The sequence below is a fragment of the Bacillus sp. FJAT-49736 genome (assembly GCF_018343615.1).
GTDB lineage: Bacteria > Bacillota > Bacilli > Bacillales > Bacillaceae_C > Margalitia.
In genome coordinates, this window is sequence record NZ_JAGYPI010000002.1 from 757,429 (window position 1) to 771,738 (window position 14,310).

17 protein-coding genes, 1 riboswitch and 1 other annotated feature (1 of these 19 only partly in view) are annotated in these 14,310 nt (G+C 36.6%); of the genes, 4 read left to right on the forward strand and 13 right to left on the reverse strand.

Annotation, left to right across the window (positions count from 1 at the left end; translation table 11 throughout):
* Positions 1-121: 121 nt before the first annotated feature.
* Positions 122-237, reverse strand: a riboswitch (SAM riboswitch).
* A gap of 169 nt (positions 238-406) precedes the next feature.
* From KHA87_RS15105 to KHA87_RS15115, 3 genes are all read right to left on the reverse strand, one after another.
* Positions 407-1,306, reverse strand: a complete 900-nt coding sequence (locus KHA87_RS15105) for a D-alanyl-D-alanine carboxypeptidase family protein (RefSeq protein ID WP_213094970.1) — start codon at positions 1,304-1,306, stop codon at positions 407-409.
* Between the two features lie 329 nt (positions 1,307-1,635).
* Positions 1,636-2,745 (reverse strand): sensor histidine kinase, encoded by a 1,110-nt coding sequence (locus tag KHA87_RS15110; RefSeq protein ID WP_213094971.1) that lies wholly within the window; start codon positions 2,743-2,745, stop codon positions 1,636-1,638.
* Positions 2,738-3,436 carry a response regulator transcription factor gene (locus tag KHA87_RS15115; protein ID WP_481748363.1) on the reverse strand — a complete coding sequence of 233 codons (699 nt, stop codon included), beginning with the start codon at positions 3,434-3,436 and terminating at the stop codon, positions 2,738-2,740. Before KHA87_RS15115 ends, KHA87_RS15110 begins: the two co-directional genes overlap by 8 nt.
* Before the next feature lie 264 nt (positions 3,437-3,700).
* On the opposite strand from KHA87_RS15115, the gene KHA87_RS15120 reads away from it, so the two are divergent.
* Together KHA87_RS15120 and KHA87_RS15125 are read left to right on the forward strand one after the other, a co-directional pair.
* Positions 3,701-4,237 carry an RNA polymerase sigma factor gene (locus KHA87_RS15120; protein WP_213094973.1) on the forward strand — a complete coding sequence of 179 codons (537 nt, stop codon included), beginning with the start codon at positions 3,701-3,703 and terminating at the stop codon, positions 4,235-4,237.
* Positions 4,218-4,910 carry a hypothetical protein gene (locus tag KHA87_RS15125; protein ID WP_213094974.1) on the forward strand — a complete coding sequence of 231 codons (693 nt, stop codon included), beginning with the start codon at positions 4,218-4,220 and terminating at the stop codon, positions 4,908-4,910. The genes KHA87_RS15120 and KHA87_RS15125 overlap by 20 nt, the downstream gene beginning before the upstream one ends.
* 252 nt (positions 4,911-5,162) lie before the next feature.
* Here KHA87_RS15125 and KHA87_RS15130 read toward each other — a convergent pair whose 3' ends face one another.
* The 8 genes from KHA87_RS15130 to KHA87_RS15165 form a co-directional block, all read right to left on the reverse strand.
* The gene (locus KHA87_RS15130) at positions 5,163-5,717 is read right to left on the reverse strand and encodes an HXXEE domain-containing protein (protein ID WP_213094975.1); all 555 of its coding nucleotides are present in this window, start codon (positions 5,715-5,717) and stop codon (positions 5,163-5,165) included.
* Positions 5,707-5,883 (reverse strand): NUDIX hydrolase, encoded by a 177-nt coding sequence (locus KHA87_RS15135; protein WP_213094976.1) that lies wholly within the window; start codon positions 5,881-5,883, stop codon positions 5,707-5,709. The genes KHA87_RS15130 and KHA87_RS15135 overlap by 11 nt, the downstream gene beginning before the upstream one ends.
* Before the next feature lie 214 nt (positions 5,884-6,097).
* Positions 6,098-6,877 (reverse strand): DUF4931 domain-containing protein, encoded by a 780-nt coding sequence (locus KHA87_RS15140; RefSeq protein WP_213094977.1) that lies wholly within the window; start codon positions 6,875-6,877, stop codon positions 6,098-6,100.
* 148 nt (positions 6,878-7,025) lie between these two features.
* Positions 7,026-7,514 carry a DinB family protein gene (locus KHA87_RS15145; RefSeq protein ID WP_213094978.1) on the reverse strand — a complete coding sequence of 163 codons (489 nt, stop codon included), beginning with the start codon at positions 7,512-7,514 and terminating at the stop codon, positions 7,026-7,028.
* 97 nt (positions 7,515-7,611) lie between these two features.
* Positions 7,612-8,211, reverse strand: a complete 600-nt coding sequence (gene uptA, locus KHA87_RS15150) for an undecaprenyl phosphate transporter UptA (RefSeq protein WP_213094979.1) — start codon at positions 8,209-8,211, stop codon at positions 7,612-7,614.
* A 234-nt stretch (positions 8,212-8,445) separates the two neighbouring features.
* Positions 8,446-8,877 (reverse strand): DinB family protein, encoded by a 432-nt coding sequence (locus KHA87_RS15155; RefSeq protein WP_213094980.1) that lies wholly within the window; start codon positions 8,875-8,877, stop codon positions 8,446-8,448.
* Positions 8,878-8,947: 70 nt separating this feature from the next.
* On the reverse strand, positions 8,948-9,757 hold the full coding sequence (locus tag KHA87_RS15160; protein ID WP_213094981.1) for an ABC transporter permease subunit: 810 nt from the start codon (positions 9,755-9,757) through the stop codon (positions 8,948-8,950).
* Positions 9,754-10,644 carry an ABC transporter ATP-binding protein gene (locus KHA87_RS15165; RefSeq protein WP_249310410.1) on the reverse strand — a complete coding sequence of 297 codons (891 nt, stop codon included), beginning with the start codon at positions 10,642-10,644 and terminating at the stop codon, positions 9,754-9,756. Before KHA87_RS15165 ends, KHA87_RS15160 begins: the two co-directional genes overlap by 4 nt.
* A 147-nt stretch (positions 10,645-10,791) precedes the next feature.
* On the opposite strand from KHA87_RS15165, the gene KHA87_RS15170 reads away from it, so the two are divergent.
* On the forward strand, positions 10,792-11,379 hold the full coding sequence (locus tag KHA87_RS15170; protein WP_213094982.1) for a TetR/AcrR family transcriptional regulator: 588 nt from the start codon (positions 10,792-10,794) through the stop codon (positions 11,377-11,379).
* A gap of 240 nt (positions 11,380-11,619) precedes the next feature.
* Here the strand turns inward: KHA87_RS15170 and KHA87_RS15175 are convergent, their stop codons facing one another.
* A complete protein-coding gene (locus KHA87_RS15175) occupies positions 11,620-11,895 on the reverse strand; it encodes a hypothetical protein (protein ID WP_213094983.1) in 276 nt (91 codons plus the stop codon).
* Positions 11,896-12,221: 326 nt separating this feature from the next.
* On the opposite strand from KHA87_RS15175, the gene KHA87_RS15180 reads away from it, so the two are divergent.
* Positions 12,222-12,539: a winged helix-turn-helix transcriptional regulator gene (locus KHA87_RS15180; protein ID WP_213094984.1), complete on the forward strand. Its 318-nt coding sequence runs from the start codon at positions 12,222-12,224 to the stop codon at positions 12,537-12,539.
* An 81-nt stretch (positions 12,540-12,620) separates the two neighbouring features.
* Here the strand turns inward: KHA87_RS15180 and proS are convergent, their stop codons facing one another.
* On the reverse strand, positions 12,621-14,057 hold the full coding sequence (proS, locus tag KHA87_RS15185; RefSeq protein ID WP_213094985.1) for a proline--tRNA ligase: 1,437 nt from the start codon (positions 14,055-14,057) through the stop codon (positions 12,621-12,623).
* 71 nt (positions 14,058-14,128) lie between these two features.
* Positions 14,129-14,310: a binding site (T-box leader), on the reverse strand (it continues 31 nt past the right edge of the window).

The following is a 14,310-nucleotide window of genomic DNA, read 5'->3' on the forward strand; positions in this document are numbered from 1 at the left end:
AAATAACTCGGATATATGAATATCTCCAACTGATAGCAGATATTTTATAGAAAAACGAAAAACCCTTCCGCTTATCCATGACAAGATAAGAAGAAGGGTTTATATATATAAGCCGCTCTACTTCTTATCTTTCAAATCGCTCTCACGATTCGCAGGAATTAGCACGGTTTTTGCGAAAAAAGCAAACCCGTTGCCGAGGTTTCTTAGGGCCAGTCCCTCCACCTCTCTGGATAAGTAATAGCATTTTTTATTTAGTTTTTAACTTGCAAGACTAATAATATTTCTATTTTTACTTTTAGTCAAGATTTTTTTGTAAATATTTTTATTAGCATAGACAGTAAATTTTGGATATTGAAAAAGCATACCGAAATTTTATAAATCTTTTTATTATTAAATTATTATTCCATTAGTTGCTCGCATATTCCTTCTGAAACCCATAATTCAGCATAGCGGTTGAATCTCTATATACACCTTCCTTACTTGAATGCAGCACAACTGAAATGAGGTTTTTCCCGCCCCTATTCGCAGATGATACTAAACAATGTCCTGCCTGATCGGTAAAGCCGGTCTTAATTCCATCTGCACCTTGAAAAAAGTTTGCGCTGCTTCGATTTACAAGCTCATTCCTATTATAAAAGGTGAACGTCGGATCCTTATAGGCTTCCTCACTTACAATTTCTCGAAACACAGGGTTTCCCCTTGCCGCTCTTGCAATAATAGCCAAGTCCTTTGCTGTCGTATAATGATTAGGATCATGAAGTCCATGTGGATTTACAAAATGAGAATGGGTCGCTCCTATTTCCTTTGCCTTCTTGTTCATTAGCTTCGCAAAGTATTGAATCCCCTCCTGAGCGCTCATATTCGTTTTCCCGCTATCTCTTTTCGCAATATAGACTGCAATTGTTCTCGCAGCATCATTCCCTGACGGTAGCAGCATAGCAGTTAGGAGAACTTTTAGCGGTAATACATCTCCTTGTTTAAGACCCGCGGAGCTTTCATCAATATCTCTCATTGTAATTTCATTCCCAACACGTACCTGATCATTCAGATTTCCCTTTTCTAATGCTACTAAGGCTGTCAGTACTTTGGTTGTACTCGCCGGATATAAACGTTCATTTGCATTTTTAGCATATATAATCTTTCCGCTCTCCTCATCCATTAACACTCCAGCTTCCCCTTGTATGGATAGATTATTCGGATTTGCATGGATAAAATTAATTTCTGCTACACGATTTCTTACCGCCTCTGAATGCTGGTATAAAAATGCAAATCCTATGATTGCCATAAGAATAATGATTTTTTTCATAGCCTTTCACTCCCTAGAAACGTTTTCCATGATAGCAATTACTTTACAGGAAAAAATTAAAAACTGATGAAAGGATTTCTAAAGAAATTCTAAAGAAATGCGTAAGCGCCTTGTACATCGGCGTAAGTATTTGGGAGTCTTCGATTGAGATAAAGGAAACACGATGAGGAACGAGTCGATGTCCGCTTATCGTAGGGAGAAGACGTAGAAATCCTATAGCCGGTAGACGCTATTGAAATTGAAGGGCCAATTTCACTTATAGCTGGACAAAGGTTATACGGCAAAGAATCTATGCTTTTCTAAACTTTTAAATAATAGAAAGAGATTACCTACTTTTCGGCAATCTCCTTGATTGGTAGCATGATCTTGAATTTAGTTTCGCGCTTGTTGCTTTCTGCCTCAATCGTACCATCATGAAGCTCCACTATGCTCTTCGTAATTGCTAAGCCGAGCCCTGATCCGCCAGTATCAATGGAACGGGATTTCTCCACCCGGTAGAACCGCTCAAATATAAATGGCAAATCTTCCTCAGGTATTGGTTCACCGTAATTCACCACTTCCACGATAGCTACATTATCCTCTTTTCCAACCCTTAAATCGATTCGTTTTCCATCTTTTCCATACTTCAATCCATTCGATATGAGATTTTCAAACACTCTTACCAATTTATCTCCATCTGCCTCAATAATCATACATTCGAATTCGCTTTTTAATTGAATTTCCATCTGCATTTCCTCCAGCTGCGGCAAAAATTGCGCGGATAGCTGGGATAAAAGTTGAACTAAATCAATAGTGGAGTAATCAAGCTGGATCGCTCCAAAATTCACTCGGGTATACTCGAATAAATCACTTACCATTCGCTCCATGCTTCGTGCCTTTTCAAATGCAATGGAAACATAATAGCGAAGTTCCACCTCATCATTATAACGATCCTCCTCAATTAGTCGTAAATAACCGATGATAGAAGTTAAAGGGGTACGCAAATCATGAGATACGTTGGTGATTAATTCATTCTTTGCCTGCACTGCATTCCGCTCTTCCTTTAACGATTGCTGCAGCTGCGATGAAATATTATTCAAATTTTGCGCGATATCCCCAAGCTCATTCTTGGCATACACCGGTACATGAAATTGTAAGTCACCCTGGGAAATTTTTGATGTACTGTTTAAAATTTGATCAAAATCCTTTGCCCATTTTCTGCTTAAGACAATGATAAAGACAAAAAATAGAATGGCACAAACGATGTATAGAATTGTATAAAGGCCGAGGTAATCATTTAAATAATAAAGCTTTAATAAAAATGAGTAAGAGAGAAAGTGAGTAGCTCTTAAGATGTAGGCAAGAAATAAGAGACCGAATGTAACGGCTGCTGATAAAAGAATACTCGTTATGATCAGGATTAATATTTTCGACTGAATTTTGGTTAATAGCCTATTCATCTATTTTATATCCTACTCCCCAAACGGTTTTTATCAGTTTATATCCCATTTCTTTTTCTATTTTTTCACGCAAATTGCTTATATGAACCATAACGGTATTATTGGACGCGAAGTATTTCTCCTCCCAAACCCTTTCAAAAATTTCCTCTGTACTGAAAACTCTGCCCCGATTACTTGCAAGTAAATAAAGAATTTCAAACTCTTTTGAAGTCAGTATAATTGGTACATCTTGATTCAAAACCGTATGGGAAGCTCTATTAATGACCAAAGAATTGATGGTTAAAAACTCACTTTCATCCTCTTGATCTACTTGCTTAAATTGATAGGAACGGCGCAGCAGCGATTTAACTCTTGCCATTAGCTCCAATGGGTTAAATGGTTTAATCATATAATCATCGGCACCCGTCATTAATCCCAATACCTTGTCCATATCCTCCGCTTTCGCGCTTAACATGAGGATAGGAACCGTGTGCTGTTCTCTTAATCTGCGGCATACCTCCATCCCATCCATTTTTGGCATCATTACATCCAAAATAATAAGATCTACTTTCTTTTGTTGAAATATATCTAACGCTTCCTGTCCATCATGCGCCTTCAAAACAGTAAAGCCTTCGTTTTGCAAATAAATAGAAATAAGATTCACGATATCCTTCTCGTCATCCACTACTAAAATGTTTTTCAAGTTCTTCACCAACTTTTATACTAGATAATATTTAGACTATCATTTTCAGCCAATTTTCTCCATAAACTTTTTTGAAAAGTTTGCTTTTCGTATATTGTTATAAATCCTAATATATTCTTAGTACCTTTTCTTAAAATAGTTATTCAAAACTGGGTCGTTACTAAGATTTCCGTCTGAAATAGAAATAATTTAAGAAAAGATTCTTTAAAAATAGCGAATCAAAATTCTTACCTTTACGTCTAATGTACAGATTAATTGAGGAGGAATAAATCCATGGAAAGCTCAGACCATCTGGTGGATGATTTATTTCATAATTATAGCGATTTAATATACCGATTTATTTTGTTAATGGTGAACAGCCGAGAAGAAGCAGAGGATCTCACACAAGAGGTATTTATTAAGGCATTTAAAGGTATCCGCCATTTTAAAGGGGAATCCTCTTATAAAACATGGCTTTACACAATTGCTAGAAACCTTATATATGATCATCTTAGAAAAAAACGAACGGTTAACTTCATCGGAAATATGCTCCATTCAACAGACCGAAAAAATCCGATTCCAGAAGAAATTCTTGAAATGAAAGAGAAGACACAATATCTTTACCAAGCCCTTTTTTCACTGAAAACTCCTTATCGGGAAATTATTATTTTACGAAAAATAAAAGGATATCCAATTCATGAAACAGCAGAAATATTAGGTTGGACAGATGCAAAAGTAAAAACCACCCTTTATCGGGCTTTGCAAGCGTTAAAGAAGGAATTAACGAAGAAAGGATGGGAGGATGATGCAAATGAAGACTGGATTGGATAAAGGATTTCACGATCTGAATAACATTTACTTAAATTATAAACAAAAGGATGCCATATGGAGAAATATCCAACGGAAATCCAAAAGCTCGTTTATGTTCCTTTCACTAAAATATGCTGCTATTTCTGTCGTAACAGTAACGGTCTTGGTGGTCCTTACCTATAATTTAATTGATTTTGGAGGAAAAAAGCAGCCTGGTAATACTGCTTCTCCTGAACCAACTGAGAAGGTAATTCCCTCTAAGCCAGCGGGAAATCCTGAAGTTAGAGATAATAGCCAAGGCTGGCAGCTTGATTCAAGATTAAGGTTCGATGTTGCAGCTATCAAGAAATTGGATCCTAATTTTAAGGAAATCAGTCAACTAGAAGTGACTCGTCTCCAAAGCTTTGGTACGGATACAGATCCTTCAGATCCAGAGTTGAATCTTCATGAATCCAAAAAATACACATTACAGACGGTGTTAAATCAACAAATATTACAATGGAGGAGCGGCCAAAAAATCCTACTTGCAACAGGATTATACGCTGTTAAGGGGAGTTCTGATGAAATCGATGGTGCCAATGTATTAGGCTATGAAAAAACCGATGGGAAGTTTTATGATTTAAATGGAAAGCTAATGAATTTAACGATATCTTCACGGGTGAAAATCGTTGATGGAGAGTTAGAGATAAAATAGTATTTTTGCCGACCTATCTATCTTGTTTTTTGGGAAAGAGGCAGTACCCATAGCATACTAGTAAGATTATCAACTTTCCGCAAAATCAGTTGGCCATTCCTTCTGTTCGAGGACACGGTGTTCCGCTATTTGCCAAAATACATTGATTTCCTCGTGTATTACGTGAATAGCGGAATAAACCAAGTCCACTTTCCTATTCTTTTGAGTCATTTTGCTAATATAACAGATTGTATATTTGCTCATCTATAATATTTAATATTTTGAGGCAGCCCTCATTAATGCAGGAAATAGTAAGGTGAATAATATGACACCTACAGGTATGCTAATCCCAATATCCTGCAAGCTAATCAAATTCTTTTGTAATAAAACATAATAAAACCAAAGACCATAAGGAATTAATAGAAAGATAGATGTTAATACACCAGGAGTATATCTTTTTAGTAAAATAGCTTGTCCAATATGTGTAAAGGAGTGAAGAAATAAAACTGCGAACAAGCCTAAATATAGCCATTTGGAAATACCAAAAAACCCATTCAAATAAACAATAACAGTCGCAAATGAAATGATAACAAATTCAACATAAACAACTATTGAAAATTGATAGGTTTTCATTGCGAAATTTTTCTCAAAAAAGCTCTTTGCTCTTTGAGGTAATTTTTGAACGAGATTTTGTTTGTTTTTAGTAATCCACTTCTCCACGACAATAATTTCTTCAAAATCATGAATAGCAAATATAATTGGAAACAGCCAAACAAGTAAAATAGTTACTTTATCGATATGAATCCCCTCAATCCCCTTAAAGTCCAATCGTTTCCAATAGTCTTTGAATAGCAGCAGTACTGAATTCCCAATTGATGCGCTTGTTTACTTCTTCCTCAGTACACCATATGTATTTCTCATGTTCATTAGAAAGCTTAATACAGACTTTTTCTTTTACCTCTACCCCAAAGCAATGATCCGTCATCCGCATCATTGGTTGATTCTTGATTGTTTCAAAATGAAATGCATATTTTTAATCTAGTATTTGCTTAATAACAGTTATACCCGTATCCTCATATACCTCTCGTTTCACCGCATCCATTAGCTCTTCCCCAGTTTCTACCAGAATCCCCCTTTATTCTTTTTAATAATAAGATTTGCAGGGGTGGTTCCTGGACAAAAAGAATGAAGTGAACATTTTTCTACCATCATTTAATCAATCCTGTCTCCATACAAATCTCCCTTACCTTTTTAGCAACCATCTCGAGATCATCCGATACCTGCGGAATAACATATCCTACAAACAGCGGAGATACGACATACCTGGGAACAATTTTACAAGAAATAGTATTCTCCATATGATAGAAGAATAGATTATAGCTTTCACAACGGTACGGGGCATGATGCAATAAATATTGAATAGCCGCCTGGATAAAATCAGCCATTCGATTGATTTGCTTCCAATCATACAAATTGATATTCATTTCGCGGAAACCCATAATCGGTTTAGTAGAAATGTTAAAATCTATGGATGAATCTGTATAAATCGTAACTCCTTTAAAGTTCTCCTGCTTTATATTTTTCTTATAATCTACATCTCGTAACCCAACAATTTGCATATGCGGATGCCGAATAGTGCCACCGGAAAATGGTCCGTGATTTTTATAGAAAATAACCGAAGTGAACTTACCGCTGCTCTCGAATTCCAACCAATGCCGTACCGCAAACCTTAACAATGTATGTAAATGTTCACTAGAGTATTCGGAAAGTTCCCCATGACACTCATCTGTTTCGATTAACACAGTTTGCAGCGTATTTTGTAGTGTAGGGAATTTATTTTTCAAAAGGATAATGGAACCTTCCCGGTCTATTATGTTCTCTAATTGGTCCACATTACAGAACGGACAAGAAACCGATTTATTCGTAACGGTTATCGGCTTTTGCTTCCCAATTTGCGATGTAAAATATAATTGCGTATCTAATTCCATTGTGTCACCTCTTTACACATAAGGGAAACAGTTTTCATTACTGACCCTATTTCCCAATGAATCCTTTTTTTCAGACGCATGAAAACCTTTTTGAAAAGATTCTTCAAAACCAATACTGTTAAGATTTATTCCCAGTCCGAAAACACCATTAATATAAATCAAACATATTTACTTCGTACCCAAGTTCTTTTAAATAGTTAAAAAACTGGGCGCGATGGTGGAAGATATGCGTTGTGCTTTCCGCTAGCCATTTTGCTTGGCTGTGTCCTTGCATATTCTCACCGAAGTAAAAAGGTTTTGATACTTTATCAAAAAAGTCATTCTCAGAAAGGGAATCGTAATAGACTTTAAAATCCTTATAACCATTTTTCAGAACTTCCGTTAATCCATTTGCATTTCCAGATTGAAGCTTATTCTCCAAATCACGTATTTCCTGTTCCTTCTTCTCTTGTCCGATTGCCAAATCTACCGTTGGAATTTGTACAAGATGGTTAGCTAGTTCAAGCAAGGTCCTCATGTTTTTTTGTGGGCGATAATCCCAATCCTTTTCTTGCACCTTCGTTAGCAGATTGCTGATCGTACGAACCGCTACATCCCATTCTGAAAACAGAACTTCCTTCATTTTCGTTGTACTCATTAACAAAACCTCCTTTTCTATACAATTTCGTGAAACACTTGTAAATTCCTCTACAAGAAAAACAAAAAAACCCAACCATTTGGCTGAGCTTTATGAACTATACCGATTTATTTCTTTTTCTAAAAATCGTAAAAACAACATAGAGAATAATTATTATTACGGCAATAATCATAGCTGGCTGCACGTATGGCCTCGCTATTTCATTCACATTCTCCCAGTTGGAAGCTAATTTATCCCCTAAATAAATAAAGAATATCGACCATGGAATTGCGGCTAGACCCGTATATAATGTGAATTTACCAAAAGACATTTTTGTAATACCAGCCGGAATGGAAATGGCATGTCTGACGACGGGTACAAAACGTGCGGTGAACACAACACCAGATCCGTACCTTTCAAACCATTTCTCCGCTAAAAGAATATGTTTCTCATGAATAAAAATATATTTTCCAAAGCGTTTCAGAAACGGTCTTCCACCGTATGCACCAATCCAATAAATGATGATTTGTGCAATCGTTCCGCCAATCGTACCGGCAATGATTGCTCCGATAAAGCTGACTTCCCCTTTCGAAACAAGATAACCGGCAAACGCAAGGACAATTTCACTTGGAATAATTTCAATAACCAGACCTAATACAATGCCTAAATAACCAAGGCCCGCAAAGGTTTGTAATAACGAGTGTATGATATCTCCCATTTTGTTCCTCCATTAAATAATGCATTCCTTTAAATAGACTGCCTGTTGTATCTTAAAGTTCAGTGTTTTATTCTTAAAGTTCTAGTCCAATCCATTTTCAACCAGACTCCTGTTACAAACATCCAATATAGTATAACGTACTCGCATGGAGGATTAAAGCTTTCAAGCTACTTCATTCCTTTTCTCTTACTATTTTAGCAATATTAAAGGGCTCAAAACTATTGAGCCCTCTTCTTATTTTCCCTTTAATTGCTTTAAATGATGAGCATCATGCTCCACTTCTCCATCCATATATTCCTTAAGGGAAATTATTCTGTTTTTAATCGTAAACGTCTTGGATAAATCTTCATTCTGAAGTGCATTTATCTGCAACTGTCGATATTTTATAGCTTCATCTATTATTTGCTGAAGTGAAACACCTGAATGTGCATAATTTTCTGCTTGTTTATTTCTTTCTTCTACTTGCTCTGCGGTTATTCCTACCAAGGTTTCACCATTTAACATATGTGGTAATCGTTCCTCATAAAAGAAGCGATCCCAAAACATCATATGAGAAATAATGGCTGCTTTCGACCATTTCCCTTCCTTATATGGGTGAAAAAAACTTTCATGTTCCTTTTCATTAATACTGTTAAGGTAGTCAATCCAATCTTTTAAAGTTCCCATTCTCCACACCCCGCATTATTTAATTCCTTACTATTTCGTCAGCGTATGGAATTATTCCTCTATGAAAATACTATAATGGTAAATCTCTTTTTCTAAAAATCAATATCGCTAAAGCATACAGGACAAGACCCGCAAAACCAAGACCAAGAGAAACCGGTAATATGTCTATTGTTCCCTTTGCAATATCTGACGGGTTAAAGGTTGAAAAAACAGTACAATATTTAAGCCATTCAAGATCGGTACTCATTTTCGCTACTAGATTGATAGCGAAGAAGACAATTGTAAGACCGCCTGACAATGATAATGCACGCTTCTCATCATTCAACACACACGAAAAGAAAAAGGAGTACCCGCTGATAACAAAGAAAAGCAGAAAACCTACCACATTCATTTGAATAAAATTGGATACTTGCAAATCATTGTTATCCATTATCATATTGGATCCTATTAGCACGGTTGCAATGGTTACTAATGTGATCAGCAAGAGGCCAAGGATTAGTACAGCAGCTTGGCTGACAGCAATTTTTGTCCTGGAAACAGATGTTGAAAGCAAATAAGCCATCGAACCCCGATCCACCAACCGAACGATAAGCTGTGTAGAAAGAATTACACTATAAATAATTAAAATTAGAAGGAACAGCAGGCCATAAAATTCGCCTGCCAAAAATCCACCAAGATTCTTCGGCATACCGCCGTCAAACCCAAAAGCACTTAAATATTTTTGCGGCATTTGCTTGATGACTGTATCGAGAGCGTTTGATTTTGCAAAGGATGGATAAATCCACATAATAAGCAGCACATAAAATGCTGATCCAAATGCATAGCTAAACATTGTTTTCCCCTTCGTCTTCAAAGTCGATATAAAAAGTGATGTGTTCATTGTACCCTCTCCTCCCTGTCATAGAAATGCATAAAAATCTCTTCTAATGATTGGGCATGAATATCTAAATTATTTATATCGCATTCTGCTAATGCTTTAACAAAGTGATTATAATCACCTTGGACTGCCACTTTTATTCTGAATCCATTTTCTGAAAGGATAATAAGCCCGGATTTCTTCAATTTTTCAACATCATCCTGCTTCTGTACAGTGATATCGAAGACCTTTCGCTGCATCGATTGAAGCTGCTGAATATTTTCTATCGCTACCAATCTTCCATCTTTAATAATTCCAACACGGTCACAGGTACGATCAATTTCCAGAAAAATGTGGGATGACATTAGGATAGTTTTACCTTTGGTCTTTTCTTCTAGAATCAAATCAATAAATAAACTTTGCATTAAAGGATCCAATCCAGATGTCGGCTCATCAAGAATTAAAATTTGCGGGTCATGCATAAATGCTGCAACAATCCCTACCTTTTGCTTCATCCCCTTTGACATTTTACGAATAGGTGTTTTGACATCAAATTGGAATCGCTCAATTAATTCATTCCTTTTCCGATAATCCTTTACCCCTCTCATCCCGCCTAGCAGATCAAGAAATTGCATTCCATTGATGTCATCCAAAAAGGCAATTTCCCCGGGTAAATAACCTACCAGCTTTTGAATTTCAGCACTTTTTCCCCAACAATCTAATCCATTTATTTTTGCGAAACCTGCTTTCGGCTTCATAAAGCCCATTAGATGGCGAATAGTAGTTGACTTTCCGGCGCCATTTGGACCAAGATATCCAAATACTTCCCCTTCTTTCACCTCAAAGTTCAAATCAAAAATTCCTCTTCCATTTGGGAATACCTTCGTTAATCTATTCATTTGAATTCCCATTATGAACTCCCCTTTTTTAAATGTTTTGAATCAAAATGATTCATTTGCTACATAATACATCGCGTTTTATTAAAAGGCAATATGTTTTGAATAAAATTTATTGTTTCATTTCAAAATATATAGTAATCTGATTTTGAGGTGAAAGAAATGGACGGATATCAACGAAGAACGGAGAAAAAAAAGGAGAATATAAGGAAAGCTGCATTTGAACTTTTTGCCACTTATGGGGTTGAAAAAGTAAGTGTGGCGGAGATTGCAAAGAAGGCAAATGTTTCGCCGGTTACTATTTATAATTATTTCGGCAGCAAAGAAGACTTGACGAAATCTGTTATTGAGGAATTTTTTAATACGGAAATGGAGAAATTCAATCAAATAATTAATGCGGATATTTCATATCCTAAAAAAGTGGAAAAGATTCTGTTTGATCGAATGGAACTGACAAAATCCATCTCTACGGATTTCATCAAATCCATAACAGACCCTGGAATTCAAAAACTAATCGAGGAATGGACTAATACTAAAGCAATGCCTGCAATGATGGAGCTTATTGAGCAAGGTCGGCATGGCGGTTACATTCATCCGAACATAACAACAGAAGCAATCCTCCTATATTTTCATATTTTCACTGAAGCTATTCAGCATCCAGAATTATTTGCAAATGTAAACAAACAAACGATCATCGATATTGGTCATCTCTTTTTTTATGGATTAGTCGGACAGCCGAAAAAGGACTAAATCTACTTATTTATTCCAATATTTAGGGGATACAATAAATGGGCAGAGACCTGATTTTTTAACTGGCACAAAAATTGTTCCGATCAGCACGAATTTTGCTTATATCAGCATGAACTTCGACAGAAACGGCACGAATTTTACCCTAAATGGCACGAATTGTATCTTTAGACCTACTAGTATGTCAACCTTTATATTTATGAAAAAAGAGATTGGAAGCTTCTCCAATCTCTTTCCTAATTATTATTGCTGTTCTTCCTCGTTATAATAGTCCACTCCGTACATGGCACCCTCGCTTAACATATTATTATCCTGAAAATCGTATGGGTCAGAATGTCCTACTTTGGTTAATGGTGATTTTTTATGTTTATACTTTGTAATCCAGGAATCTGCCTTCACTTTTGCATTTTGAAACATAGTTCTTGCCTTTTCGCGATTATTCTTGGAGGATAAATAGGAAATCCCTGCTATACCAATTCCTGCTATTACCGCTTTGTTGATACTGCTTAGTTTTGCCATTATATCTTCCTCCTTGTCCATTTTCTTTTATTTACCCCATTTATCTACGAATCATGCAACATTTTGCAAAAAAACTACTTTATTTTTCAATTAATCTACTTTCGTGTCTCGTATATGTTTACAAAAATCTTAATAAAGCTTATGCTTCTGGGCATCTCTTCTAAAAAGGGGTGTCAGCCTTAACCGAAAATTATTTCCTAAAATATAGCAGGAATAAAAAGAAAAGTGCCTAAATTAAACTTACTTACTTTTAGTAAGCAATAAAAAGGTGTATAATAATTTGTAGAAGGTAATCGAAGGATTAACCTTTTTAGGAGGTGTTATTGATGGGCGAATTTAGCCTTTGTCCTAAGTTCGAAAAGGCATTTCAATTATTGGGCAAACGCTGGATTGGAGTTATTATCCGGGTGCTTATAGAACGGCCGAAAAGATTTAATGAAATAGCTGATCAAATTCCTCATATAAGCCAGAAAATGCTGTCGGACCGGCTTAAGGAACTTGAAAATGAAGGTATTGTCGTTCGGGAGGTCTATCCAGAAACACCTGTACGAATTGAATATCGTTTAACAGACAAAGGACATGCTATTATGCCTGTTCTGGATGAGGTTCAGCATTGGGCAGATAAATGGATTGGTGCGGAGTAAAGCTGTTTATAAAGTTTGTATGAATAAAGAAGGTGCCAGGCACCAGATTTCTTGAATCTGGTGCCTGGCACCTTTTATTTTTTAGTATGCTTTTGCCCAGTAAACGAGGTGTTTTGCTTCTTCGCCACAGCATACACATTTGTCAGAAAGATGTTCTTGTTCAAATGGAATGCATCGAGATGTTGCGGCTGTTTCTTCTTTAATGAAGTTTTCGCACGCCTCGCTTCCGCACCACATTGCCTTGATGAAGCCTGGGTTTTCTACTAAATTCGTTTTGAACTCATCCATGTTGTAAGCTACACTTGTTTTTTCTTCACGGTGTTTTTTGGCTTTTTCAAATAGATTTTGTTGAATTTCTTCTAGTAATGCTGGAATTTTTGTTTCTAATTCATCGATAGGCACAATGATTTTTTCACTTGTATCACGTCTTGCCAATACGACTTGACCTTTTTCAATATCTTTAGGTCCAACTTCTAGGCGGACTGGAATACCTTTCATTTCGTACTCATTGAACTTCCAGCCAGGCATTTTGTCGCTAGCATCGATATCTACGCGAGCAACTTTGCTAATTCGGTCTTTTAGTTCATATGCTTTATCCAATACACCTTCTTTATGCTGAGCGATTGGAACAATCATTACTTGTTTTGGTGCAATTCTTGGTGGAACAACCAGGCCGCGGTTGTCACCGTGAACCATGATCAATGCACCAATTAGACGAGTTGTAATTCCCCATGACGTTTGATTAACTGTTTGCAACTTGCCATCTTTATCCGTGAACTGAATGCCAAAAGCCTCCGCAAATCCTGTTCCTAAATGATGTGATGTGCCGGATTGCAATGCTTTTCCATCGTGCATTAGACTTTCAATGGTAAGAGTAAATTTAGCTCCTGCAAACTTTTCCTTCTCCGTCTTTTGACCTTTTAATACAGGCACAGCCAAGTAACTTTCTACTACTTCCGCATATACCTCTAACATTTTACGAGTTTCCTCAGCAGCCTCTTCCTCAGTAGCATGGCATGTATGACCTTCTTGCCATAAAAACTCTAAAGAACGAAGGAACGGTCTTGTTGTCTTTTCCCAACGTACTACATTTGCCCATTGATTATAAAGCTTTGGTAGGTCACGGTAAGAATGAATAATATTTGCGTAATGCTCTCCAAATAGAACCTCGGAAGTTGGACGGACAACAAGTGGCTCAGCTAATTCTTCTGATCCACCATGTGTTACCAATGCAACTTCTGGCGCAAAGCCTTCAATATGGTCCTTCTCTTTTTGAAGCAGGCTTTGAGGAATTAATAATGGCATATATACATTCTCATGCCCTGTTTCTTTAATTCTACGGTCCAAAACGCCTTGGATATTTTCCCAAATTGCATATCCGTATGGACGAATAATCATTGAACCTCTAACGGAAGAATAATCCACTAAATCTGCTTTTTTGACTACGTCCGTATACCATTGGGCAAAATCATCTTCCATAGCAGTGATTTCTTCCACAAATTTTTTATCTTTTGCCATGTTCTATCTTCCTTTCCGAATTAATTAAAGTGTTGCTGCCATCAATGAACGCAAAAAAGACCTCGCTTCCCAAAAGGGACCGAGGCCTGGTGGTACCACCCTTATTTACAGCTAAATAAGCTGTACACTCTCTCTTGATAACGGAAAACTCCGCATGTATCTTAGTCAAAATCGATACAGAACTCCAAGGCAGGTTCAAATGTGGTCTTTGAAAATCTTGCACCAACTGATTTTCTCTCTTAAAAAGACGGAA